This is a genomic window from Ruegeria sp. HKCCD4884, from assembly GCF_013110855.1.
Taxonomy (GTDB): domain Bacteria; phylum Pseudomonadota; class Alphaproteobacteria; order Rhodobacterales; family Rhodobacteraceae; genus Ruegeria.
Genome location: NZ_WVRJ01000003.1, coordinates 1 through 23,830 on the forward strand (window position 1 = coordinate 1; position 23,830 = coordinate 23,830).

Genomic DNA, 23,830 nt, shown 5'->3' on the forward strand with positions numbered 1-23,830 from the left:
GATCACTTAAGCACCATACATCAAAGGTGAGCTTTAGACTCGGAGAAGCCGTAGCCGCGGAGCAGAAAGTAAGGGTTGGTCAAAGGGCTGCTTTGGGGCTCGGTGCGGCCATTCGCCGAAATGTCGCGAGCGACCGCTACACGGGCGAAGCTACCGATCAGCTATTGGTCGGTTCGTAAGGTTGCGGCACTCCAAACGAAACTGGCGACCTTTAGAGACCCGAAGTGCTTTTCCATTGGTATTTCAGTACCAACGGTGGCATCGTCCATTCTCGAAAATGACAATAACTCGAGGTAAAAATGGGCGACGGCTACCTGCATCGATACTTTCTGAATAATGGCGACAAACGCCTGCACAAGTGGGTGCACTACTTCGACATATATGAAAAACACTTTGAGAAATTCCGTAGTCGTCCCATACGGATGCTCGAAATTGGCGTTCACGGTGGCGGTTCGCTAGAGATGTGGCGCGACTATTTTCACAACGAATCACAAATAGTTGGTATCGACATCAACCCCGAATGCGAGAAGCATGCCGCCAATAACATAGATATTCATATAGGGAGCCAAGACGACAAGAAATTTCTCGAGGAAGTATCTGATAAGTATGGAGGTTTCGATGTTGTTCTTGACGATGGCAGCCACGTAAACTCCCACGTTATTACGACGTTTGGAACCCTTTACGAGCGTGTTTCGGCTCATGGGACATACATGGTGGAAGACATGCACACGTCGTATTGGCCAAGATTTGGAGGCGGGTTGGGAAAGGAAGGTACTTTCATTGAGTATGCGAAATCAAAGATTGATGAGTTGAACGCTCAACATGTTCGAGGCGATTTCGAAACGACAGCCTTTACACGCCAAACCGATAGCATAACTTTTTACGATAGTATGGTCGTGTTCGAACGACGGCCCCAAGGTCGACGGCAAGACTTGGTTACTCGTTCAATGAAATAAGCCAGAGCTGTTTTGCTTCCCTTATCATACTCGCTAGGGAATAATTTCTACAAGGATTTCGAAACGCAAGTTAAGGGGCTCTGGGTTGTTCGCATTATTTCACACTGCTTAAAAAGTCTTATAGGCTGCCTTGCGAACTAGATTACTAACCCATGGAATTACGGAGAGAAATTGGCTTTGAACCGAAAGGTAGCCTGTTGCATTAACAATTGTTTGAACATGCAGCCAATCCAACGTGCTCAAAGTGCGTTTATTCGTTCAATAATTGTAGCCGCTCTTGCATCAAAAGAGTGTCTATGGCGCATTTGATGAGCAAAGGCGATCCTTTCGATGCGACGGTCAATTCTTTCATCCCGTGCGGCTACAATAGCTTCCGCGAAATCGGTCTTGTCCCGGACGATGTATAGATAAGGTTTGATGTCCTCAGGAAACCAGCCTACGTCGTCCGTTATAACCGGAGTTGCGCACGCAAGCGCATCAAATATTCTATTTGATGGTATACCAGCGGAACACATAGTTGGTGTGTGATCGTTTAGAACCGCGGATGCAGAGCGATAAACACTTGGTAGGTCTTCGTTCGGTACCCTTGCGCCCACAAGCAGTTTGGAGGCGTCAGTATGTTCCCAACCGTTTCCCCACAATCGGATATCACATTGAGTTTCTAGTGCGTATCGAACCATTGGGCGGCCGCTTCGGGCGATACCGACGAAAACGGCGGATCCGCGATCCGTCACTGTCTTTGGTGGCACCATCCTTTTAGGGTCGAAGGCTTGAGGGAGCAGCGAAGTTCTCTCCAACTCGACGTGAGATGCGACATCGTCCAGCGCAGGTTTCCCAGCTACGAAGAAATGATCTCCCCCGGCTATCTCTCTTTTGCTTAGTCCTGGTTTGGACATCAGCCAAAAAAGCGTTCGCCGACCCGGTACGGGCGCATATTTCGCGCCTCCCCTCAACACCAAATCAATCTCGTCGGGCGTTTCAACTACATCCCAGTGTTTTCTCGTCTGAACACGGGCGCGATGTCCTGCGCGTTGTAGAGCCTCCATCAGAGCAACTCCAAAATGGTAATCGCCCCAGCGGTTCTGAACCCGAGGCCGTGGGACTGGCAGTTTTATTGCCAAGTTAAAACTCTCGTTATTGTTGATCCACGGACATTTGGAAGTTGGAGTAAGCTCAAAGCTGTTAACTGTTGCTTCACAGTCAGATCTATCGCCGTATACACTGCAGATTTCATTGTATTTTTCCTGCAAAACTCTATTCGTAGGATCTAGTTTTTCCACTACAATTATGCCGGTTGGTGCCGCGTCATAAAGTTCCAATTTTAGATCTGGGCGATATTCCCGAAGGATGGGAACAATCTTCCAGACATCACCTGTCCAGTCACGTGTCTCAACTGTGCTCCGGTCGCGATTCGCCATGTTTGTCGTCCAAGGCAGAAAGTTCTTCATGACGATTCTGCCCTCAGGAGCCATTAGTCGCTCGGAATTCATGAAGTCGCGCAACAGAACTTCAAATAGATGCATGCCGTCCAAAAATGCGAGGTCGAATCTGGCACCTGTATTTGCAATGAAACTTGACGAAAAAAAATCGTCACTGGTTTGTTGCATGAGGAACAGTTGTTCTTTTCCCTTCAATATATTGCGTTTCAGTCGAAATTCTGGATCAACCGCCACTGAGTTTGTTTGAGACAGTGTAAGACTACGTCCAGTCTGCGTTCCTATTTCCAAATACCAGTTCGGCTTCATCCGTCGATGTAAACCGGCCAGTACCTCTGTATAGGGATGTCCTTTTGCTTTGCGCATTCCCACTCCGTGAAACGTGTCTCTGCGACATCTAAATAACTTGTCGAAGAAGGCTACAACCTATGCGTTTCGAGGGAAACTCTCCCCGTGTAGTTAAAAGCGGAATGTTCACGTAGTGATCATAGCCTGTCACCACGAGCGAGACTTCGTTGGAGCCGAAGGCGGGCATCTCGAGGACCATCGGTTCATGCCGCAGATCGAGCAAGGCGTCGATGTAGAGCGTGTCGTTGTTCGGCCGCGCTGTGTTTTCGTCCTTTAGGGTCGTGTCCGCCTGTACCGTGTTGAAGCCGCCATGATCCGCCGCAATCTTATTGTTCACTTTGCACATCGCGACGTACTGGAAGGATTGCTCCACCATGTTGCGCAGCGCCGCATTATCTGGATCGACGATCGGGGCAAAAGTGGACGGAGTCATCGCTACAAGGAGCGCTCCAAAGGCCGCTGGTAGAAGGGATTTGTTGAACACTGCATATCTCCCATGATGCTTTTTTTCGCTGGGAATATCGAAATGTGCACTAATTTCTCTGGTGAGAAAAAAAACGTGCATCAAGCCGAATTGGAAGGGCCGCTTCGGGCTCGAAACAGCCATTCGCTACAGCTTGCATGAATGTCTGCTCTGCGGACATTTCGGACCTTGGTTTGAGCGCTGCTTACCGTCGCTTCCGGCCCAAAGCTAACCCTGGGCTTCACCAATGCGAATGTCCAGTTCCATTCACTCTGAGTGGCCCGGTTTGACCAAGTCTTTCGCCTTCAGACTGGGCGGGTTTCCTCTAGATAGGACGCACAGAGCATACCCGCGCGTGCACTAAACCGCGCGTTTCTCTCCTCTGCTCCGGCTTCACCCATGCGCGGAACGATCCAGCCCACGTAAGTGACCGCCCGCAGGGCAAGGAACAAATCCAGTAGCATGTCATCTAGCGACCGAACCTCGCGATACCCTTCCAGCAGCGCGGCTTTCAGCGTGGGGTAGTCCGGTTCATCCATGTTGCGCAGAAGCGCGGTGGCAATGTCGAAGAGGCGAAAGCCGAACCCACCGTCGTCAAAATCGAGAAGTTTGATTTTCCCCCCATCGACAAGCACGTTCTCCCGCAGCGGATCAGCATGGATCAGACCGTAATCGAGCTCATCGGCGCACCGCTCCAGAGCCTGCCGCGCGCGATCCCGGAACCGCCCCAGCAAGGCGCGTGTTTCGGGATCAAGGGTCGGATTCTCCCAGAAACGCCCCCAGACCGGGTTATCCCCCAATAACCCGTCCGCATCCCAGGAGCAGCGGGCAAAGCCCGGCGGGTACTTCCAAGCATCACAAGCTTCGTGCAATTGTGCCAGAACCCGCCCCAGCCGCCGAAACACCAACGGGGCATCGTCAAGCTCAAGCGACCCTTGGCCTTCGCCAAGGGGCGTTCCATGCATCCAGCCGATCAGGTCGGCATAACGTCCCTCTACTTGTTCCAACAGCTTCCCGGAAAGCGACTGGCGGGGCTGCGGCACGTGCAACCCGGCCCGGTCCATCGCGTCCAGCCATTGCAGTTCTGAGAGGAGTTCGTCCTCGCTGCGATAGCCAGGACGTTTGAGGCGCAAGGCAAAATCGCCCTCGTCAGTGCACACCCGGTAGACACGGTTTTCACGGCCGGCCACGAAATTGTAAGGCGCGGTATCAATGCCCCAAAGGCCCAGCGCTTTCTCGACTGGGTCCATCACGGGGCGACCGGAATTTCGGCCATAACCGAGTCGAGCGTTTCGATGAGCATGTCGAGATGCTCTTCGCCAAAGGGCATCGGAGGCCGTATCTTCAGCGTGTTCTTATGCCGCCCCAGCTTTGACAGCAGAATGCCCCGGCTCCGCATCGTGTTGACCACACGGTCAGCATAGTCACTGGCAGGTGTCTTGGCGCCCCGGTCAAGCACAAACTCTACGCCAAAGACCATGCCGCTTTGGCGGACATCACCAATGACCTCGTATTTTTCAGCCAGTGCGGTCAGGCGTTCATGCGCCAGACTGCCGATCCTGGCGGCATTGGCCTGAAGGTCCCTGTCGCGCAGTTCCTGCAGCACTGCCATAGCTGCGGCGCAGGAAACCGCGTTGCCTCCGAACGTGTTGAAGTAACGAAACGAATGGCGGAACCGGGCCATGATCTCGGGCGTGGTGACCAGACCGGCGACGGGATGACCATTGCCCATGGGTTTACCCAGCGTCACCACGTCCGGCACCACGCCCTGTTTCTGGTGCGCCCAGAAATGGCTGCCCGAGCGGCCGAAGCCCGATTGCACCTCGTCACAGATCAAAAGCCCGCCAGCCTGACGCACCGCCTCCACCGCGGGTTTCAACCACCCTTCAACTTGGGTCGGGAATCCTTCATTCAGGAAAAGCGGGCAGACGATCAGCGCCGCAAACCCAATGCCCGATACCTCGAGCGCGTTGATCTGTTCCTGCACATGCGCGGCAAAGCGTTGCCCATCAGGATCGTCGATCCGATAGCTGTCGGGCGCTTCCACGTGGCGCAGATATTGGTCCAGTCCAAACCCTACTTCAGGGATGTTGCTTCTGGACAGGTGGCTGACCAATGCGGTGTTTCCATGATAGGTCGCGTCCGTTGCGATGATCCCGCGCTTGCCTGTCATCGCCTCGGCCATGCGTAATGCGATGTCATTGGCCTCTGAACCCGAGCAGGTCAGGATCGATGTAAGAAGATCGCCGGCGAACGTATCAACAAGTGCCTCGGTATAGTCGAGGATGCCTTCGTGCAGATATCGCGTATGGGTGTTCAGTGTGCCTGCCTGGTTGCAGATCGCTTCGACCACGCGCGGGTTGCAATGGCCCACATGCGGCACGTTGTTGTAGCAGTCCAGATACCGCCTGCCACTCGCGTCCCACAACCAGACACCTTCCCCCCGGACGATATGTACCGGATCGTCGTAGAAGGTCGAAACATTCGGTCCAAGCAATACGCGCCTGCGTTCGACAATCTCCGACACCGCCAATCTCCTTTCACGTCACCGCAAAGCCGCGGGATGTTGACTTTCTTTTTTGGTTCTCTATTATAACCAGTGGTTTTTAATTTAAACCGACCGATTTTCCGCGTCAATGACCCAAGGTTGAGGGTTGAACTGGAACCTCGTCGGAATGGAAAAGCGCGATGTCGTCCACGGTTGCCAAAGCTTTGTCTCTTCTGGAGTTTTTCTCCGAGGAAGAACCTGAACTGGGCCTTTCCGAACTGACCCGGCGCGCGGGTATCAACAAAGCTTCGGTCTATCGCCTGTTGACCAGCCTGACCGATGCCGGGCTCCTGGAGCAAAAGGAAGGAACGCGCGCATATTCGCTGGGAGCGGGCATTCTGCGGCTGGCGCAGATCCGCGAAGCGACCGCACCCATTGCCTCGATCGTGCGCCCGGCAATCGAACAACTGGTGCAGAAGGTCGGCGAAACCGCGCACGCGTCGATCATTTCGGGGCCGGCGCTTGCGACAATCGGCATTTGCGAAAGCACGCGCAGCACTAGGGTATCACTGATCGCGGGCGAAATCTTGCCTTTGCACAGCACTGCATCAGGCGTCGCGGTGCTGGCATTCGGATCCCAGGCCCTGCGCGACCGAACACTGTCGGCGCCGCTGAAATCCCAGACGATCTACACCATGACCGATCCGGAAGAAGTCCTCGAGAACATCGCAATTGTGCAACACCGGGGTTATGCGACATCCGAAGAGGAAAACGAAGAGGACGTCTACGGCATCGCGGTTCCCTTCTTCGACCAGAGCGGATTGGCTCAGGGCGCCCTCGCCGTGGCCACACCGTGCCACAGGATGACGGACAGACTCCTCCAACAGATCGTGACCTCACTAAGGCATGAGGCCGAGGCCGTGTCCCGCGCAATCGGCGGACAACCCTCGCAAATGTTTTCACGGGCGATTGAACAAACAATCGAGAGAATGGGTCCAAAATTCTAGGTGCACAACAATTGGCTTCTTTCAAAGGGCGCAGATCGTCTCCCCGAGTGAATGGGCAGCACACACGCAGAGCTGACTTGGCTACGGGCTGCTGCGAAAGGTCGATATTCGCCAATCGCGTTGGGCGCTGAAAACTTCATCAACTGAAAGAATGGGCTCAGTTCGGACGTTCGCCCGAATGTCGCGAGCGACCGCAATGCGGACAAAACAGCCGCTTATGAATAGATAGCTTTTGGCAGTTTGGCTGGATAAAGTCCTAAGATTAAGAAATCAGTTTTGAAGCTTCAGGGATTTTCCAAAATGCGGATACCGTACCTTGCGGTTTGTATGGCCTTTGTCACAGGGACTACTGCCTTTGCACAAGTTGTTCCACCTGATGCCAGCGATGCGTTTTTGAAGGGGCGACCCTATTCGCCTTATGCTGATCGCGCCTATCCAGAGAGAGTTTTCTTCGGGGACACGCACGTCCATACTGGCCTGTCGGCTGATGCGGGTGGCGGTGGAACACGCCTCATGCCACGCGATGCCTATCGCTTTGCACGTGGAGAACAAGTCACTTCAAATACTGGACAGCCCGTTAAGCTGCACCGCCCATTTGATTTTTACATGATTACTGATCATTCCGACGCGATGGGTGCAATCACAGACATTATTTCGGGAGCCCCCAACATACTGGCTGACGAGCAAGGCCGCGAGTTTCACAACGCTTTCAATACGGGTGGAGAAGAGGCTCTTCGTGCGATGCAGCAACTCATTGCGAGTTTTGCCCAAGGTACAGTCTCCCCCGCGCTCAATTATCAACCCGGCAATCCGGCATTTGCGACAGTTTGGGGTGACATTATCGGTGCAGCAGAAGAATTTAATGATCCCGGTGTGTTTACGACTTTCATAGCATTCGAATGGACCTCACTTGTCCAAGGCAACAACCTGCATCGCAACGTGATCCTGCGCGATGGGCCTGACATTGCACGCCAGATACTGCCCTACACAACGACGCCACCGGTAGGCTCGCCTAATCCGCAGGACCTCTATGCCTGGCTTCAGAATTTCGAAGACACAACAGGCGGAGATGCCCTCGCGATTGCTCATAATGGCAATCTATCCAATGGTTGGGTGTTTTCGCTGGTTGATGACTTTGCAGAAGGCAAACCTCCATTGGACCGCGCATACGCCGTAGCCCGCGCGAAGTGGGAACCGCTCTACGAGTGGTCCCAGATCAAGGGCGATGGTGAAGCGCACCCGCTGTTGTCGACGGAAGATGAGTTTGCCGACTACGAGACATGGGATTTTGGCAACCTTGATGCCAGCGTTACAAAAACGCCGGAGATGCTGCCCGGAGAATATGCACGGTCAGGGCTACTGCGCGGCCTTGCTCTTCAAGCTGAGCTTGGTGTGAACCCCTACAAGTTCGGTGCCAGCGCGGCCACAGACACCCACACTGGTTTGTCTGCCGTCGCAGAAGACAATTTCTTTGGTAAACATACGGCTTACGAACCAAATGCGGAACGTGCAAGCCATGTTGGGAAGTCTTTTTCTGATGGCGATGTAGCTTACTACGGTTGGGGTTACAGTGCCGCCGGATTGACCGCCGTGTGGGCGCGGGAAAACACGCGAACATCTATATTCGACGCAATGGAACGTCGCGAAGCCTATGGCACTACCGGCCCTCGCATGACTGTCAGGTTCTTCGGTGGTGACTATTCCGAAGACGCAATTGCACGGCGCGATCTAGCTCGGATTGGTTACGGTGGAGGGGTGCCGATGGGCGGTGACCTCACCGTTGCTGAAGGCGAGGCCCCAGACTTCTTGGTGTATTCATTGCGTGACCCCGTTGGTGCAAACCTCGACCGCATCCAGATCATAAAAGGGTGGATTGATGCGGATACCGGTGAAGCGCAGGAGAAAGTCTATGACGTGGCATGGGGTGGAGACAGAAGCCCGGGCGAAAATGGTAAGCTGCCAACTGTTGGGAGCACGGTCGACTTGTCCATTCCGTCTTGGACAAATACGATCGGCGCGTCGGAGTTAGGAGCGGTATGGACAGACCCGGATTTCGATCCCTCGGAACTCGCTTTCTATTATGCTCGTGTGATCGAAATCCCGACACCACGGTGGACTGCTTACGACGCTGTGAAGTTCGGTGTCGAAATGCCAGAGGGTACACCGATGGTCACGCAGGAACGCGCCTACACATCGCCGATCTGGTACACGCCGAACAACTGAGAGTGCATCGTTTACACGTGATCGCTTAAGGCTGCCTTGGGCTCGAAGGCGTGAGTCGGAATGTATTGGTCGAAAGACCGGTCCGAAAAGACGAACGGCAGCAAAGACCGTTCGTCTATTATTCAGATGTCAATCTTCTCAGCGGTGCTCAGCGCATCTTCGAGCTCAACACTTAGGTATCGCACGGTGCTGTCAACCTTGATATACCCAAGCAAAAGCTGCGCCGCGCGCAGATTGCCAGTCTTGCGATAGATCTGCGCTGCTTTTGTGCGTCTCAGCGAATGCGTGCAATAACCGCTCGGTTCGAGACCTATGGCGGAAAGCCGCCCTTCGCTCTCAGGTAAAAAAACGACCGCATTACGCGGTCGCTTTTGGGATTCTGTATATCGCCTCTACTTTTTAGCCGCCCTGGTTGCGTTGCAAATTTTCCAGCACCTGATCGATGGAGAAACTCGCCGGCTTTTGTCGGGGCGGATAATCCTCGAATGTTGACAAGAATTGCGCAACGAACGCCTGAGCAGGGACCAAGAGATAGGTCCGGTCGAGTCGCCATCTTGAGTACCCTATTGACTCGTGCTCCGCCCGTTCGAATGGATCGGTGTAAAGATCGATGATCTTTGGTAGCCGCAGGAACGTCAGGGGCTCCTGCCAGACGTCAAATCCATGTGCGCGCTGTTCCGCAAAGACGACCTTCCAGCGATTATAGCGGAGGTTCATCAGGTCGCCACCGTCCGAGAAGTACAGGAACTCTCGCCGTGGGCCTTCTTCCGCCTCACCCCGGAAGTAGGGCATGAAGTCATACCCGTCGAGGTGCACCGGCTCGTTGCCCTCGCCAAAAGGTGCCTCGGTCAGCATACGTTCCTTCATGTCTCCATCGCCGAGCGCCGACATCAGCGTTGGGAACCAGTCGAGGTGGCTGATAATCTGGTTAGATTTTCGACCCGGCTCGATCACGCCCGGCCACTTGATCAGCAGCGGAATGCGGAAACCACCCTCCCAATTGTCGTTCTTTTCTCCCCGGAACGGCGTTGTGCCGCCATCTGGCCAAGAAAAGACTTCGGCGCCATTATCAGTAGAATACATCACAACGGTTTTGTCGGCGATGCCAAGCTCGTCGAGCTTATCCAGCATTTGCCCGACCATGCCGTCATGCTCCACCATTCCGTCCGGATAGACTCCGAGGCCTGTAACGCCCTCGCTTTCCTCTTTGAGACGTGTATGGATGTGCATCCGCGTGGTGTTGTACCAAAGAAAGAAGGGCTTATCCTGCTCAACCGCACGATCGATAAAGTCCAACGCCCCAGCTGTGACCTCTTCGTCGATGGTCTCCATGCGCTTCTTCGTCAGTGGACCTGTATCTTCAATCTGCCCGTCAGCGGTTGATCGGATAACGCCGCGCGGACCGAAGTTCTCGCGAAACTCAGGGTTCTGAGGATAGTCGACGTTCTCTGGCTCTTCCTCAGCATTGAGGTGGTAAAGATTGCCGAAGAACTCGTCGAAACCATGATTGGTTGGAAGGTGTTCATCCCTGTCACCCAGGTGGTTCTTTCCGTATTGCGCGGTCATGTAGCCCTTCGACTTCATGTACTCGGCAATCGTCGGGTCCTTCTCGGACATACCTTCAGGTGCACCCGGCAGACCAACTTTGAGCAGGCCGGTTCTGAAGCCGGATTGCCCCGTGATGAAGGAGGCCCGCCCCGCGGTGCAGGACTGTTCGCCATAAGAATGCGTAAACAGTATCCCTTCGTTGGCGATCCGGTCGATGTTTGGCGTCTGATATCCCATCATGCCCTGATTGTAGGCACTGATGTTCCAATATCCGACGTCGTCGCCCCAGATAATCAGGACGTTTGGAGGGGCGTCCTGAGCCCACGCCGAAGACGCTAAAAGCGTCACAGTCGATGCAAATGCAAATGGTTTTAAAAGTTTCATTGGTCCTCCCACAAAATCGATTGTTTCGGCAGTAAATATGCTTAACACAAAAAGTCTAAACCCCCTAAAAGTGTCGAATGCCAAGGTCTCTTATGGGCTCGAAGCAGTCATTCGTTGCGCAGTGCAGCAATGACCGCTCTGCGGACAAATCTGCCATCCATCGAAGTAGCATGAAAGTCAGGACAGGGCCCATTCCTGTCGTTGGTCAACGGTTTCAGATTTTGCGGTCGCAACCCACTAAGGGACCATTCGCCGCCTGCGCGGACGGGACAGATTTGAACTTAAAGTCTTGAGACCGTGGCCATGATACGCTCTGCGCGGATGACTAATGGTTGGTCAATCATTTGCCCACGCACCTTGAACACGCCTTCCGCGTGCTTTTGCGCCTCTTTCGCGCCAGCCAAAACCTCTGTCGCCCAAGCGATTTCTTCTGCTGTCGGCTCAAAGACCGCGTTCAAAATAGCCACCTGCGCCGGGTGGACGGCATAGCCGCCGGTTGTTCCAAGTGTCCGAGCATATCGCGCTTCAGCCTCCAACGTCCTTGTTTCTTGGTAGTCGGCCATACTGACAGGCACGCCAAAGGAGGCAATGTCTGCGGCACGGGCGGCCTGATTGAGGTGGAAAACAGCCGATCGAAGCAAGTCTGGCGTGGCAGAGACACCCATGCTGGTGGCGTAGTCCTCAACCCCCAGCGTCATGCCGATCAGCCGTGGCGAAGCCTGGGCAATGTCGCTGGCACGCACCAGCGCAGCGGCACTTTCGATCATCGCAACCAACTTTATCTCCCCAACAGGCAGACCTCTCTTTTCTTCAAGCTCAGAGATGATGCCATCAACGGCGTGAACATGCGCGACGTTCTCGCACAATGCCATGTGAACCGCCTGAACACCGGGCAACACGCAGGCTTCCAAATCACGAATAGCGTCCAACCACAGGGGATTGATCCGCACGGTGACAGCAACGTCAGCGGCAAGCTTGTCGACAGCCTCCGGCAATGCCTGCCGCGCCTCGCCTTTACGTTCAGCGGCGATGCTGGCCTCCAGATCAAGGATGATCGCATCGGCACCCCGCGACGCAGCCTTCTCCACAAACCGCTCTTTGAGCGTCGGAGTAAAAAGCAAGGAGCGCCACATCAGGTTATTCCCTTGTCTGCAAATGCCTGTTGCATCGAGGCGTCATAGCCCAACTCGCTCAGGATGTCTGGGTTGTCTTGGCCGAGCTTTGGAGCGGGTGCGCGGACCGACCCGGGCGTTTTGCTCAGACGCGGGAAGCTTTGATGCATCGGTAAGCGTACCATGCCCTCGGCTTCAAAGTCCTGCAAGACCTCGCGGCCACGGATATAGGGATGGTCGATGAGATCAGAGATGTCACAAATCGGGCCGACTGTAACACCCTGACTTTCAAAATAAGCTAGATTCTCTTCGAGCGTTCGGGTGACCATCACATCCCCAATTATTGCATCCAGTTCGGCCTGGTTCTCAATGCGCGACAGAGACGTTGCAAACCGCGGGTCGCTGACCAGCTCCGGCTGCCCAATCGCGTGCGCCAGCTTCTCCCACATCGACTGCATCGACGCGGACATGGCTATGTGCTTGCCATCCTTGGTTGGGTAGAGGTTTCGGGGTGCGGCGACGTCGCTGGAATTGCCCATCCGTTTTGGCACTTTCCCGGTCGCTTCATATTGGGCGGCCCAAGGGCCCAGAATGCCAAAAAGCGGCTCAAACAGCGACAGATCAACGACCTGCCCCTTGGCTGAACCATTCTGTCTGGCTATGATGGCCGCCAGGACGCCTCCAAATCCGGCTAAACCGGAGACCATATCGGCCAAAGCGAGCGGTGGCAGCAGTGGCGGTTTGTTTTCCCAGCCGGTCATCGCGGCAAAGCCGGACATGCCTTCGATCAGACTGCCAAAGCCGGGTTTGTTCTTGTAGGGGCCCGTTTGCCCCCAGCCTGAGACACGCACAACGATGAGATTGTCGTTGAGGGACCAGAGATCCTCCGGCCCGAGGCTCCATTTTTCCAGCGTGCCGGGTACGAAGTTCTCGCAAAGAATGTCGGCGGTCCGGATGAGCCTTTCCAAAACATCGCGTCCGTCGTCTGATTTAAAGTCCAACGACAAGGACCGCTTTGACCGCGCATAGACCTTCCACCAGCTTTCCGCCTCACCAAAACGGCGCAGGTCATCACCAATGCCCGGGCGTTCGATTTTGATTACCTCTGCGCCGAAATCGGCAAGCATATGGGTCATCATATTCCCCGCAGCAAGTCGTGTCATATCCACGACCCGCAATCCGTGCAGCGGCCCTTTTGCGTCTGGTTGGTATGGCGTCTTCATAGGTTCACTCGCTTTCTCAACCATCTGACAATCGTTGCCGGTCACGTACCAACATCCATGCGACGAGTGGGGTGATGCCAACAAGTAACAATGCAAACGGATGATCAAAAATGGCCATTGGGTTGCGGCTCAGCAGGACGACGGATTGCCGGATCGAGAGTTCGATCATGGGGCCCAAAACCAGCCCGATGATGAAACAGACAACTGAAATTTCCAGCTTCAGCATGAACCAGCCCAACGCTGCAAAACCCAGCATCAACCAAACCGCAAAGAAACCCCCTTGGCTGACGTAGATCCCCACCACGCAAAGCAGCAGGACAATCGGGTAGATCAGATAGGGTGGCACCTTCACGATCAGGGCAAAGACGCGCAGGCCCAGGCTGCCAAGAACCAGCACCAGAATGTTTGCCATGATCATCGCGGCAAAGAGGCCGTAGACCAGTTGCGCATCCCGTTCAAAGATCAACGGTCCCGGTGTGACGCCATGGATCAGGAACGCGCCGACCAGCAGGGCAGCCGTCAGATTGCCCGGAATTCCGAGCGTCAAAAGCGGGATCAGGTTCGCGCCAGAGACGGCGGAGTTGGCGCTTTCCGTGGCGGCGATGCCTTCGGGCGCGCCTGTACCGAGTTTTTCCGGCTCTTTGGAGAACCGCTTGGTTGCAGTGTAGCTCAGGAAGGCGGCAAGCGTTGTGCCAAGGCCCGGCATCGCGCCGATGGTGGTCCCGATGCCCGCGCCGCGCAGCACGGGCACCCGGAGGGCCAACCATTCCCTGAATGGCATCCAGTCTGCGCCATCGCTCATGCTCAGCGTTTCCTTTTGGGGGCGATAGGTCCGGCCCTCTCGCAGCCGCTCGATGATCTCTGGCACCGCCAAAACACCGATGGCCACCGCCGCCAAAGGCAAGCCGTCGAAGAGTTCGATAAAGCCGAAGGTGAAACGCGGGGAGGCTGTCTCTGGGTCAATCCCGACCGTTGCCAGGAAGGCCCCTAGGGCGGCCGCGAAGATGCCTTTGGCCAAAGACCGACCAGACAGCGATGCAATCAGCGTGAGCGAAATGATCAATATTGCCGAAAGCTCAACAGGTCCTGCCTTGAGCGCATAGATTGCAAGCGTCGGGGCCAGCAGGATCAGAACAAGATCAGAGCATGTGTCACCCGCCACCGAGGAATAAAGCGCCGTTTGCAAGGCCCGGCGTGGTTTGCCCGCTTTGGCCATCGGGTGCCCGTCAAGCGTGGTGGCCGCAGAATGCGGCTCGCCAGGCGTGTTCAGCAGGATGGCCCCAATCGCCCCGCCGAAACCGCCCCCCTTCATCACACCGACCAGCATGCCAATGGCGGCCAGAGGGGCCATGGTAAAGGTCAGCGGAATGGCGACCGCCATGGCCATAGGGGCGTTAAGGCCTGGGATCGCGCCAATGACGATCCCAATTAGCACGCCCGCTAAGACGGACAGGAAAGTCGTCAGCGACAAAGCGTCCTGAAAGGCTGCAATGATAACATCCATAGCGTTCTCTTTTCAGGGCAGAGGAAGCTCAAGCCCCCACCAGAAGGCCGCGATAATGACCAGCGGCGCGACGATTGCGTTAAAAGCATAGGCCCAGACAGGCGCGCGGGAATGTAGAAAGGTGAAAGCAATCAAGCCCAAAGGCGCGCCGATCAGGAAGCCCGCATTCGGGCGGTCAATGGCTTCACCCGCCCGGCCCATGATCAGCAGCGTCAGACCGACCGCGAGCAGACAAGACCCCAGAAAAACCACTTCTCTCAGCACCAGACTCCTGCCAGCTGACGAGGTTCGCACATTCTGAACAGCGATCATCGTGCCACACGCGATCATAACCAATGCCAGGGCTTTGGGTGCCAAACTAGGCGGCAGTCCAAAACTCCCTGCGTCATTGACCTGTGCGGGAATGAGCCAGAGGAACAGCAAAACACCAAAAAAGACGATGGCAAGACCGAGGAAGAAATCCTGAGAGAACCCGGCCAGCGTTAATTTGGCCGGGTCTTTTGAAGCGCCTTTCACCGGATTACTCCGAGATGACCTTGTTCATTTCGGAGTAGACCGCCGCATCGGCCTCCAGCGCAGCCTTGGTCTCCGCCCCCGTCAGGAAGCGTTCAACACCCCGGAACTTGTTGTTCACAAAGTCCACAAAGGCTTCTGACTTCACCGCTTCGGCCAATGCGGCCTCAAGCCTCGCACGCACGTCGTCATCCATGCCTTTGGGCCCAAAAAAGACGGCGGCGTCATTCATGAACACATCGTAGCCCAGGCTCTCCAGCGTCGGAATGTCCGGATGCTCGGAAATGCCGCCAGGGTTCATCGACGCGATGATCTTCATCGCACCGTCTTCATACATCGGCAGCGCGTTTGAGCCTGAAAAGCCAAGATCAACGTGGCCTCCTAACACCGCCTGGCGTGCAGCAGAACCACCGCGCGTGGGGACGATGTTGACGGCAATCTCTTCCTTTTTGCCGACATACTGAATAACCGCCCGATCTAGCGGAATGATCGACGCATAGTTGATCCAACCGCGATCCTTGGCGGCTGCGATCATGCCGGCCCAATCATCAAAAGGCGCATCCTTGGGGGAGGTGTAAACAACGCGGTACCCGTGCGTCGTGGCAATGTAATCCAGATCTTCGATACCGTAGGGCACACTGCCCGTCAGCGGCGTGTATGAGAATGTGGTGTTGACGGCAAAACCGATGGTATAGCCGTCCGGATTTTGGCCCATGATGTACTGAGCGGCCACAGCACCGCCAGCTCCGCCCCTGTTCTCGACAATGACCTTTTGGCCAAGCTGCGTTTCCAGTTCTGCAGCCAGGATACGGGCCGCAGCGTCGCTGCCGCCGCCTGCACGGAAGCCGACGATAAAGTTGATGGGCTTTTCAGGGTATTCTGCAAAGACCGGTGCTGCGAATGTCAGGGCGGCCGTTGCCGCTACGACATGTTTCAAAAATCTCATAATGTTGTCCTCCCATGCCGAGCCGAGTCTGATTGCCCGGCGTCCAAGTTAGCCTAGCGAGGCCACCACTTATTCGGAATTACAATGTTGTAATACTCATTATTGCGTTTCATTATGTATTTATGATCGACAACAAGCATATCCAAAGCTTTATCCGGGTTCTGGACCTGGGAAGTTTCTCGAAAGCGGCACAGTCGCTCAACATTGCCCAGCCTGCGTTGAGCCAGCATGTGCAAAAGCTGGAGGTGGCGCTGGGCGCGAAACTGCTGGAACGCAGCTCTCGGGGCGTAACACCAACCGCCGCCGGGCGTGAGTTCAGTGGACGCGCTCGCGAAATCCTCTCACTCGTTGATAGCGCAGAACGTCGCTTTCGCGCCGAAGAGCAACAGCTTTTTGGTGAAGTCCGGTTGGGGCTGCCGGGGTCCGTTTGTCCTGTCCTGGCACCCGAGCTTCTGGTCAGGGCCCGAAAGCAGTTTCCGGAAGTGAACTTGATCATCACGGAACTAATGAGCGGCGATCTTGCGGACATGCTCCGAGAGGGCCGGATGGACGCCGCCGTCCTTTTCAATGTGGAAGAAACCGAAGATTTTTCATCCGAACCCATTTTCGTAGAACGATTGCATCTGATCGGTGCGCCAGATGCCGACCTGCTCCAGACAGGCACGATATCCGCTTGCCAAGTGAGCAATGTACCACTTGTGGGAACCTACCCGCCACACGGACTTCGATTGTTGCTGGAAAGGTGGTCCAGCGAATTTGGCATACCACTCGCATTCGATTTCGAAGCGGACTCGCCCTCCGTGCTGGTCAGGCTGTCTGCGAAAGGCAGATGCTATTCCATCGTCGCAAAAGCAGCCATCGCGCACGAGATCGAGAGCGCGCTGCTCGCCTCAGCCGAGATTTCGAACCCTTGTATCGAACGAACTGGATGCATCTGCATCTCCAAGCGCATACCACCCGACAAAGCGCGCGAGTCCTTGGTCATGCTGGTCAAGTCAGTTGCGCGGGAACTGGCGGCGACCGGCCAATGGCCGGGCGCCGAGGCGATTCACTTTGAGTAACTGCTCATTTGCTTGAGCCAGCGGCAACTCAGGCATGAGGCCACTTTACTTCCTAAAATAAGCATGGAGAAACCCAGGCCGCTACCAGATTACGCTCGTGGATTTTTGAAGAAACCGGGTCTTGAATGCCCGGGTTCGCGTTCGTTTCGAATGTGCAGCGAAGGTCCGTTTTCTGCCCTTGTCGACAGACGAGGCGCGCAGATTGAGTGTCCGTTCTGGGCTCGAAGCAGTCATCCGACAGCTTTAGTCAAAGGACTGTTTTGCGGATGCAAGCGGTCATTGGGGCCGCTTGCGGGATAGATAGAGGTGACCAACTTTGAAGCAGGGCTCGATGCGTCTTAAAGCTCAACTCCGAGATTCTACCGCCGTCTGATCCGCTCGCGACGGCGCTCGCGACGTTCGATGTTTATCTGATGATCATGGCCTAGCGCCCGATAAAACCCCACTCCCTTGGACCAGTTCACAAAGTGGGCAAAGCTGTCGACCTGATCGTCGTTGCGTCCGCGTGGAAAGGATTGAAGCTCTCGTTTGAATACCGGCAGCCAGGGTACATCTGCAGGCAGATAAACCTTGCCCTCTTCGACAGGACCGCAAGCGGACTGGAACCGGGTTTCCTTGTCCTTGTCGGGTTTAATGCGTTCGTAGCGCCGACGGTCATCACGAAACAACTCGTCCAAAAGAGGTTTGCCTGAGGCCGCATCTTCGATCAGGACACGATCGGGATCCCAACGGCCGACAAGTTGCAGTGCCTTGGCTTTCAGGTCTGGGTAGTCCACCTGCCCACGCCAGACGTCGAGAAGGTACCACGCGTTTTCGCGGAACCCCCAAGTTGTGCAGACCGAGAAGTCGGACCGGGGGTCCGCAGACATCCCCGTATCCCAGCTTTGAACGACAAGCTGATACCAGCGGCGATCTTCGATGGTCTCGTAGGTGCCAAACCACTCCCAGCGCAAGGGCGACCCGTCGGGAGCAATGGGGTTCTGCTGATACTGGCAATTGAACACGGCCGCGCCCATTTCGCGACGCTTGGTATCCAGCGTTTGCTGATCCAAACGGGACGGGCACAGGAGATCACCCGGTTTGCGGCGCATGACCCTTCCACGCCCAAGAAGAACCACCTCATGGCCTTCTGCGATGGCAGGCAGATTCAGATGCCGGTAGGTCCCGCGTTCGAGCAGATAACCCGGCGGATCCATCTCGTGCAACCGTTGCGCAACCATAACCACACGCCCTTCGGCCGGATTGTCGAAGCGCGACAACAAGGTCCCCTCAATGAACTCCTGCGCCTTGACCAGCTCGGATTCGGAGCCGGCATCTCCGGCTTTCAGCAGGTCATCGATGATGATGTAATCGGCGCCATGACCGGTGACAGAACTTCCAATGGAGACAGCCTTACGGCTGCCTCCCTTTGTGGTGCGGATTTCTTCTGAGGTGTTGCCCTTTTTAGCCAAGACCGTTTCAGGGAACATTTCCCGGTACCAGCGCGCAGACATGATCCGACGACAATCTTCGGAATGTTTGCGCGCCAGATCCAACCCATAGCTGGCAACGATGATCTTGGCGCTGGGGTTATGACCGAGAAGATAAGCGACATATGCAACGGCCACGGTGACCGATTTCAGGCAACGTGGCGGGATGTTGATGATCAGTCGCTTGTTTTCGCCTCGACGGACATTGTCCAACTCATGGCACATGGCCCGCACATGCCAGGCCGGATCAAAGCTGCGGTCAGTTCCCTGGTGCAGCGTGCCAAACACACGCCACACGAAGGGAAAGAAATTGTCCCGGCAAACCTCGCGAGCGGCTTGCACGACGATTTTTGGATCAGGAGTCGTCATCTTCCGCCTCCTCGTTTTCCAGCTCACCGTCACCGTCCAGTTGGCTGGAAAAGAAATCCCGGAGGATGTCGTAGTCGACAGCGTCCGGCTCAACCGTACGGACGCTTTCTTGCGCGTCCAATTCACTTGCGTTGAACAGATCTGTGTCCAGCTTAAGCAGCGCCATCAACAATTTCGTGTCGCCCTTCAACGCGCCTGCCGTGAACCGCTTGGCAATTGCCTCAGCTTTGGAAATCCGGATTTCGTGGCTGCCTTCGCGAACCGTAATCTTGGTTTCCAATTCGCGTTTCAAGCTGGCATTCACCCCTTTGGCACCTTTCGGCCGCCCTTTCGGATTGCCAGAGCGGCCTTTCTTGAACCGGGTCGCTTTGGGCGGCTTGCCGTAACCCACCTCGTAGTCTTTCGTATCGTCAGACATGATCCGCATCCAGCTCTGAAGTGGCATCGGTTGACGCAGAACGCGCATCGAACGTCTGGCCGGTCACCGCGTGCACGGCGCTCTCGCCAGTCATCTCCTGCCAACGCCGAATGGCGACATCGACATAAGCCGGGTCGAGCTCAATCAGCCGCGCCCGGCGCCCGGTTTTCTCAGCTGCCAGCAAGGTCGCGCCGGACCCGCCAAAGGCGTCCAGCACGACATCGCCGCGGTGGCTCACATCCATGATGGCATCCGCCACCAAAGCTGTCGGTTTCACGGTGGGATGATCTGAGAGGTCCGCCTCGCGCCCCGCCCCAAAGCTGTTCACACCGGCGTAATCCCAGACATTGGTCCGGTTGCGCCCGTGTTTGCCCAGCTCGACGTTGTTGATGTGCGGCGCACCAGGCTTCTTGAAAATGCAAATCAACTCATGCTTGGAGCGATAAAGGCTGCCCATGCCTCCGTTCGTCTTATTCCAGACGCAGAGATTGATGAGGTCCAATCCAGCTGCCTTGCCCACTGCAATCAGTTCTTCGATATGACGCCAGTCCATGCAGATCATTGCAATACGCCCGTCTGGCAGACGGCCAAACAACTGGGTGATCACGCCTGAAAGAAAGCCGCGGAACTCGCTATCCGACATTTCCCCCGACGCCATGGCAAACTCGCGGTGTTCGGCGCTATTGCCGGACCGCACATGCCCATTGACCGGCACGTTATAAGGAGGATCGGTGAAGACCATCTGCGGGCGCTCGCCTTCCAGCAAGGTGTCGTAGCTCTGGGCTTGAAGGGCATCCCCGCAGAAGATGCGATGATCTCCGAGAACCCAGAGGTCGCCCGGCTCCGTGACTACGGGTGCCGCAGGGTCCGGCGTCTCAACAGTTTCCGCTACAGATTCCGTCACCTCACCGACGCTGTCGATAATGATGTCGATCTCCGGTGTTTCGAACCCTGTGATGTCCAGATCAAAGTTCAACTCGCCATCAAGGCTGAGATCCATCAGCTCGGCAAACTCAATCTGAAAGGTCGCTTCGTTCCAGTCGGACAATTCCGCCAGCTTGTTGTCCGCAATGCGCAGAGCGCGCACTTCCGCTTCTGACAAGTGATCCGCGACAACAGTCGGTACGGAATTCAACCCCAGGGCCTTAGCGGCCTCATAGCGGCCATGACCCGCGATGATGGTACCTTCAGCATCCACGAGGATCGGAGTGACAAAGCCAAACTGGGCCACCGATGCCTTAAGCTTGTCGATATTCGTGGCCGCGTGTACGCGGTTGTTGTTGGCGTAGGGCTTGATCTGGCTGATCTGGGATTGGGTCACTTTTTCGGCCATCCAGATAAGCGTATTGGACGCCAGACCGTCGCTCTGTGTGTTTTTGGCAGGCATAACCGCCTCCTTTTGCGTGACGCCGCGCGGACGTCGAGATGGAGGGATCGCGTTGGAAAATCGGAGAGAGCACAAATCGCAACTCCCCGGACCAATCGATCCGAGACGTTGCTCCTTTGAATGCTCTCTGCGGAAACCTGTGTTTCCAATGAGTGCTGCCTGCGGGAGCAGTTTCCCGCCCTGATAGTCCGGGCGATTGGGTTAAATGTAGGTGCCATCATTACAAGACACAACCCCCAAGCAAAAAGTAACCAATTAAGATTGTTGACGAATAATCGGGGGTACGGCAGCGTCGCACTTCAAAACACACGCCTCCAGTAATCGTTTCAGAAAGAGCTGGACTGTTGCCGTCAACCACGCATCACTGAACCCACGCCCGAGCCATTCGGGCGCTCCTCGGTACCGGGGTTCGGCATCTCGCTGACCCAAGATCAGAGGAGACAGTTAATGTCCAAACGGAAGCAAACCAAAATTGACAAGGTTCAAGCTTTGTTGCGTCGCCCGAGCGGCGCCAGCCTTGAGGCGCTCTGCAAAGCAACGGGGTGGCAGCCTCATTCGGTCCGAGCGGCTCTAAGCGGCCTGCGGAAAAAAGGCGTCACAATTGAAAGGCGGGCATCCGACAAACCAAATGGAGCATCCACATATCATCTGGCGGCGGGAACTGGAGAAGTGTCATGACCAAGACGAGCGATGTTGCCGATCTCGCCGCCATGGGTCGATCGGATCTGGTCACGCTTTGGCAGCAGCTGTTTGATCAGCCCGCCCCCGCCATGCTCAGCCAACCCTTCCTGCGCCGTTTTATCGCCTTTGAGATGCAGTCCCGCCGTCATGGCGGGCTACCCCGGCAGGTCAAAGCAACGCTGGAAAAGGGTTCCGAGAAAAAACCCCGGCCAGCCTGCCCTGCTCTTAAACCCGGCGGGCGCCTTCTGCGCGAGTGGAATAGCGTGACCCATGTGGTCGACGTTACAGAAGACGGCTTCACTTGGAACGGTCGGTCCTATCGCTCGCTCTCGGCCATTGCCCGAGAGATTACCGGCGCGCATTGGTCAGGGCCGCGTTTCTTCGGGCTCCCCGGCAAGGGGGCCAAATGAGCCCGCGCCGTAAAATCCGATGCGCCATCTACACGCGCAAGTCCTCAGAAGATGGTCTGGGCCAAGACTTCAATTCGCTGGATGCGCAATATGAAGCCTGCGCGGCCTATGTCGCCAGCCAGCGACACGAAGGCTGGACCCTGTTGGACGAGCGCTACGATGACGGTGGCCTGTCGGGCGGAACCCTGGAGCGCCCTGCCCTTCAGCGCCTGCTTGAAGAGATCGATGCCGGACGTATCGACATGGTTGTTGTCTACAAGATCGACCGGCTGACCAGATCGCTTCCCGACTTCTCGAAGCTGGTCGAACGGCTGGAAAAGGTCGAGTGTTCTTTTGTGTCCGTCACACAAGCATTCAATACCTCCTCATCCATGGGTCGGTTGACCCTGAATATGCTGTTGTCCTTTGCTCAGTTTGAACGGGAAGTCACCGCCGAACGTATTCGCGACAAGATTGCAGCATCGAAGAAGAAGGGGCTTTGGATGGGTGGTAACCTACCTCTGGGCTATGATCGCCACCCCGATCCGAAGGCAAGAACGCTGGTGGTGAATGAGGAGGAGGCCAGAACGGTCCGGCATCTCTTTGGGCTTTATGACGAGCTGGGTTGCCTGCGCAAAGTAGAAGAACGGGCAACGGCAGAAGGGCTGCGGTCAAAACGGTTTGTTCGGACAGATGGCAGTGTGAAGGGGGATTGTCCGCTGTCACGGGGTCAAATCTATTACCTGCTGCGCAATCCGGTCTATCTCGGAAAAATCCGCCACAAGGATAAGATCTGGGACGGACAACATCCGGCGATCATCGATCAGGACATCTGGGACCGGGTGCAGGAAAAAATGCGACAGGCCTCCAACCGCTCGCGGGCACGCGGCGACTCCGATGCGCGCCAACACTCCACTGACCCCGGGGCCTGGCTCACCGGTCTGCTGTATGACGAAACTGGTGATCGGTTGACGCCGACCCACACCACCCGCAAAGGCCGACGGTTGCGCTACTATATCTCCAATCGACTGATCTCAGGTGGCAAGGATATCTCTGGCTGGCGACTGCCCGGCCCGGCGCTGGAACACGCCGTCATGGATGTCATCGTCAGACATTTGCAAGACGCCGCCGCGGCGCACCAAGTACTGGCGCAGCCGGAGGCCGGGTCAGCCGAGGCAGTTCAGACTTCAGTTGCGGATTTAGTAACCCGGCTTCTAGGCCATGGCTGTCAGATCGGCGCTGCTCTTCTGGCCAAAGGCAAACTTGCACGAGGACAGATCGACCTCGAATTTAACCCCAAAACTCTGGCAAGCGCACTTGGCATCGCGGCCGATCATCTGCACCCGGATCTCACCCACGTCACCGCATCTTTCGATCTGCGCCGCCGCGGCGTCGAGGCCAAGGTCATCGCCGGAGACATGGCACCCCAACCTGATCCCCACCTCCGGTCCATGCTGATCCGCGCACATGGCTGGGCCCGTGATCTGAAGGCCGGAGTTCGACTGATGGAGATCGCACGCTGCGAAAGCGTCCCCGGCGCCTTCATCCGCACCCGTGCTCAGCTCGCGTTTCTCTCCCCGAAGATTCAGGCCGCGATTCTCGACGGCACTCAGCCGCCCGAACTCACACTCAAGCGTCTGGTCAGCGTGACCCACCCACTTGACTGGATCGAACAGGAACGCCTGTTCGGCTTCTAACATCTCCAGATCCTGCGTCCCTGATAAAGGGCTCACCCTCCCTGATCCGGCGGAACAACTCCCTGTTCCCGCGATAAAATTCCCTGTTCCACCTTTTAGGGAATTTGCAGCATAAACCTCTGAAAAACATACAGTTCTGATAGGAGAAATGACGGAAATCAGTCCCGGTTTGCGAAAATTCCCTGTAAATTGCCGTTTATCAGGGAAA

At 55.9% G+C, this 23,830-nt stretch carries 20 protein-coding genes and 1 pseudogene; 7 read left to right on the forward strand and 14 right to left on the reverse strand.

The window, feature by feature from the left end:
• The first annotated feature begins 299 nt into the window (after positions 1-299).
• Positions 300-956, forward strand: coding sequence for a class I SAM-dependent methyltransferase (locus GS636_RS04815; RefSeq protein ID WP_171188415.1), 657 nt, complete (start codon positions 300-302; stop codon positions 954-956).
• A gap of 239 nt (positions 957-1,195) precedes the next feature.
• On the opposite strand, the gene GS636_RS04820 is transcribed toward GS636_RS04815, so the two are convergent.
• The 4 genes from GS636_RS04820 to GS636_RS04835 form a co-directional block, all read right to left on the reverse strand.
• Complete coding sequence (locus GS636_RS04820; protein WP_171668648.1) at positions 1,196-2,758, reverse strand: glycosyltransferase; 1,563 nt, start codon at positions 2,756-2,758, stop codon at positions 1,196-1,198.
• Positions 2,759-2,789: 31 nt separating this feature from the next.
• A complete protein-coding gene (locus GS636_RS04825) occupies positions 2,790-3,224 on the reverse strand; it encodes a DUF1254 domain-containing protein (RefSeq protein WP_171188419.1) in 435 nt (144 codons plus the stop codon).
• 284 nt (positions 3,225-3,508) lie between these two features.
• The gene (locus GS636_RS04830; RefSeq protein ID WP_216599808.1) at positions 3,509-4,453 is read right to left on the reverse strand and encodes a phosphotransferase enzyme family protein; all 945 of its coding nucleotides are present in this window, start codon (positions 4,451-4,453) and stop codon (positions 3,509-3,511) included.
• Positions 4,453-5,730 (reverse strand): aspartate aminotransferase family protein, encoded by a 1,278-nt coding sequence (locus GS636_RS04835; protein WP_371808693.1) that lies wholly within the window; start codon positions 5,728-5,730, stop codon positions 4,453-4,455. Before GS636_RS04835 ends, GS636_RS04830 begins: the two co-directional genes overlap by 1 nt.
• 161 nt (positions 5,731-5,891) lie before the next feature.
• On the opposite strand from GS636_RS04835, the gene GS636_RS04840 reads away from it, so the two are divergent.
• Entirely contained in the window at positions 5,892-6,698 is an 807-nt protein-coding gene (locus GS636_RS04840; protein ID WP_171668649.1) for an IclR family transcriptional regulator, read from the forward strand.
• A gap of 300 nt (positions 6,699-6,998) precedes the next feature.
• Entirely contained in the window at positions 6,999-8,921 is a 1,923-nt protein-coding gene (locus GS636_RS04845) for a DUF3604 domain-containing protein (RefSeq protein WP_171668650.1), read from the forward strand.
• A 122-nt stretch (positions 8,922-9,043) separates the two neighbouring features.
• On the opposite strand, the pseudogene GS636_RS22625 reads toward GS636_RS04845, so the two are convergent.
• From GS636_RS22625 to GS636_RS04875, 7 genes and pseudogenes are all read right to left on the reverse strand, one after another.
• Positions 9,044-9,244 (reverse strand): annotated as a pseudogene (locus GS636_RS22625) (integrase); the annotation flags it as partial.
• Between the two features lie 76 nt (positions 9,245-9,320).
• Positions 9,321-10,853, reverse strand: coding sequence for an arylsulfatase (locus GS636_RS04850; RefSeq protein ID WP_171668651.1), 1,533 nt, complete (start codon positions 10,851-10,853; stop codon positions 9,321-9,323).
• A gap of 281 nt (positions 10,854-11,134) precedes the next feature.
• Positions 11,135-11,986 (reverse strand): CoA ester lyase, encoded by an 852-nt coding sequence (locus tag GS636_RS04855; RefSeq protein ID WP_171668652.1) that lies wholly within the window; start codon positions 11,984-11,986, stop codon positions 11,135-11,137.
• Positions 11,986-13,188, reverse strand: coding sequence for a CaiB/BaiF CoA-transferase family protein (locus GS636_RS04860; RefSeq protein WP_171668653.1), 1,203 nt, complete (start codon positions 13,186-13,188; stop codon positions 11,986-11,988). Before GS636_RS04860 ends, GS636_RS04855 begins: the two co-directional genes overlap by 1 nt.
• 16 nt (positions 13,189-13,204) lie before the next feature.
• Positions 13,205-14,692 (reverse strand): tripartite tricarboxylate transporter permease, encoded by a 1,488-nt coding sequence (locus GS636_RS04865; RefSeq protein WP_171668654.1) that lies wholly within the window; start codon positions 14,690-14,692, stop codon positions 13,205-13,207.
• A 12-nt stretch (positions 14,693-14,704) separates the two neighbouring features.
• Positions 14,705-15,208 carry a tripartite tricarboxylate transporter TctB family protein gene (locus GS636_RS04870; RefSeq protein WP_171668655.1) on the reverse strand — a complete coding sequence of 168 codons (504 nt, stop codon included), beginning with the start codon at positions 15,206-15,208 and terminating at the stop codon, positions 14,705-14,707.
• Positions 15,209-15,212: 4 nt separating this feature from the next.
• Entirely contained in the window at positions 15,213-16,151 is a 939-nt protein-coding gene (locus tag GS636_RS04875) for a tripartite tricarboxylate transporter substrate binding protein (RefSeq protein ID WP_171668656.1), read from the reverse strand.
• 122 nt (positions 16,152-16,273) lie between these two features.
• Between GS636_RS04875 and GS636_RS04880 the strand changes: the two genes are divergently transcribed.
• On the forward strand, positions 16,274-17,212 hold the full coding sequence (locus GS636_RS04880) for a LysR family transcriptional regulator (RefSeq protein WP_171668657.1): 939 nt from the start codon (positions 16,274-16,276) through the stop codon (positions 17,210-17,212).
• Positions 17,213-17,571: 359 nt separating this feature from the next.
• Here GS636_RS04880 and terL read toward each other — a convergent pair whose 3' ends face one another.
• Genes terL through GS636_RS04895 form a run of 3 tightly spaced genes read right to left on the reverse strand, consistent with a single transcriptional unit; the run spans position 17,572 to position 20,855 of the window.
• Entirely contained in the window at positions 17,572-19,050 is a 1,479-nt protein-coding gene (terL, locus tag GS636_RS04885) for a phage terminase large subunit (protein WP_171668658.1), read from the reverse strand.
• Positions 19,037-19,468 carry a DUF5681 domain-containing protein gene (locus tag GS636_RS04890; RefSeq protein WP_171668646.1) on the reverse strand — a complete coding sequence of 144 codons (432 nt, stop codon included), beginning with the start codon at positions 19,466-19,468 and terminating at the stop codon, positions 19,037-19,039. The genes terL and GS636_RS04890 overlap by 14 nt, the downstream gene beginning before the upstream one ends.
• The gene (locus tag GS636_RS04895; protein WP_253762650.1) at positions 19,461-20,855 is read right to left on the reverse strand and encodes a site-specific DNA-methyltransferase; all 1,395 of its coding nucleotides are present in this window, start codon (positions 20,853-20,855) and stop codon (positions 19,461-19,463) included. The genes GS636_RS04890 and GS636_RS04895 overlap by 8 nt, the downstream gene beginning before the upstream one ends.
• Before the next feature lie 447 nt (positions 20,856-21,302).
• On the opposite strand from GS636_RS04895, the gene GS636_RS22850 reads away from it, so the two are divergent.
• The 3 genes from GS636_RS22850 to GS636_RS04910 are packed head-to-tail and all read left to right on the forward strand — an operon-like array spanning position 21,303 to position 23,622.
• On the forward strand, positions 21,303-21,533 hold the full coding sequence (locus GS636_RS22850; protein ID WP_170461155.1) for a DUF3489 domain-containing protein: 231 nt from the start codon (positions 21,303-21,305) through the stop codon (positions 21,531-21,533).
• Positions 21,530-21,946, forward strand: a complete 417-nt coding sequence (locus tag GS636_RS04905; protein ID WP_171668659.1) for a DUF2924 domain-containing protein — start codon at positions 21,530-21,532, stop codon at positions 21,944-21,946. Before GS636_RS22850 ends, GS636_RS04905 begins: the two co-directional genes overlap by 4 nt.
• Positions 21,943-23,622: a recombinase family protein gene (locus GS636_RS04910; RefSeq protein ID WP_171668660.1), complete on the forward strand. Its 1,680-nt coding sequence runs from the start codon at positions 21,943-21,945 to the stop codon at positions 23,620-23,622. Before GS636_RS04905 ends, GS636_RS04910 begins: the two co-directional genes overlap by 4 nt.
• The last annotated feature ends 208 nt before the right edge of the window (positions 23,623-23,830 follow it).

Excerpts from the sequence above, each read along its gene's own strand:
- GS636_RS04815 (WP_171188415.1), top strand. The coding sequence starts at position 300 with ATGGGCGACGGCTACCTGCATCGATACTTTCTGAATAATGGCGACAAA.
- GS636_RS04820 (WP_171668648.1), bottom strand. The coding sequence starts at position 2,758 with ATGCGCAAAGCAAAAGGACATCCCTATACAGAGGTACTGGCCGGTTTA.
- GS636_RS04830 (WP_216599808.1), bottom strand. The coding sequence starts at position 4,453 with ATGGACCCAGTCGAGAAAGCGCTGGGCCTTTGGGGCATTGATACCGCG.
- GS636_RS04840 (WP_171668649.1), top strand. The coding sequence starts at position 5,892 with ATGTCGTCCACGGTTGCCAAAGCTTTGTCTCTTCTGGAGTTTTTCTCC.
- GS636_RS04845 (WP_171668650.1), top strand. The coding sequence starts at position 6,999 with ATGCGGATACCGTACCTTGCGGTTTGTATGGCCTTTGTCACAGGGACT.
- GS636_RS04850 (WP_171668651.1), bottom strand. The coding sequence starts at position 10,853 with ATGAAACTTTTAAAACCATTTGCATTTGCATCGACTGTGACGCTTTTA.
- GS636_RS04855 (WP_171668652.1), bottom strand. The coding sequence starts at position 11,986 with ATGTGGCGCTCCTTGCTTTTTACTCCGACGCTCAAAGAGCGGTTTGTG.
- GS636_RS04860 (WP_171668653.1), bottom strand. The coding sequence starts at position 13,188 with ATGAAGACGCCATACCAACCAGACGCAAAAGGGCCGCTGCACGGATTG.
- GS636_RS04865 (WP_171668654.1), bottom strand. The coding sequence starts at position 14,692 with ATGGATGTTATCATTGCAGCCTTTCAGGACGCTTTGTCGCTGACGACT.
- GS636_RS04875 (WP_171668656.1), bottom strand. The coding sequence starts at position 16,151 with ATGAGATTTTTGAAACATGTCGTAGCGGCAACGGCCGCCCTGACATTC.
- GS636_RS04880 (WP_171668657.1), top strand. The coding sequence starts at position 16,274 with ATGATCGACAACAAGCATATCCAAAGCTTTATCCGGGTTCTGGACCTG.
- terL (WP_171668658.1), bottom strand. The coding sequence starts at position 19,050 with ATGACGACTCCTGATCCAAAAATCGTCGTGCAAGCCGCTCGCGAGGTT.
- GS636_RS04890 (WP_171668646.1), bottom strand. The coding sequence starts at position 19,468 with ATGTCTGACGATACGAAAGACTACGAGGTGGGTTACGGCAAGCCGCCC.
- GS636_RS04895 (WP_253762650.1), bottom strand. The coding sequence starts at position 20,855 with ATGCCTGCCAAAAACACACAGAGCGACGGTCTGGCGTCCAATACGCTT.
- GS636_RS22850 (WP_170461155.1), top strand. The coding sequence starts at position 21,303 with ATGTCCAAACGGAAGCAAACCAAAATTGACAAGGTTCAAGCTTTGTTG.
- GS636_RS04905 (WP_171668659.1), top strand. The coding sequence starts at position 21,530 with ATGACCAAGACGAGCGATGTTGCCGATCTCGCCGCCATGGGTCGATCG.
- GS636_RS04910 (WP_171668660.1), top strand. The coding sequence starts at position 21,943 with ATGAGCCCGCGCCGTAAAATCCGATGCGCCATCTACACGCGCAAGTCC.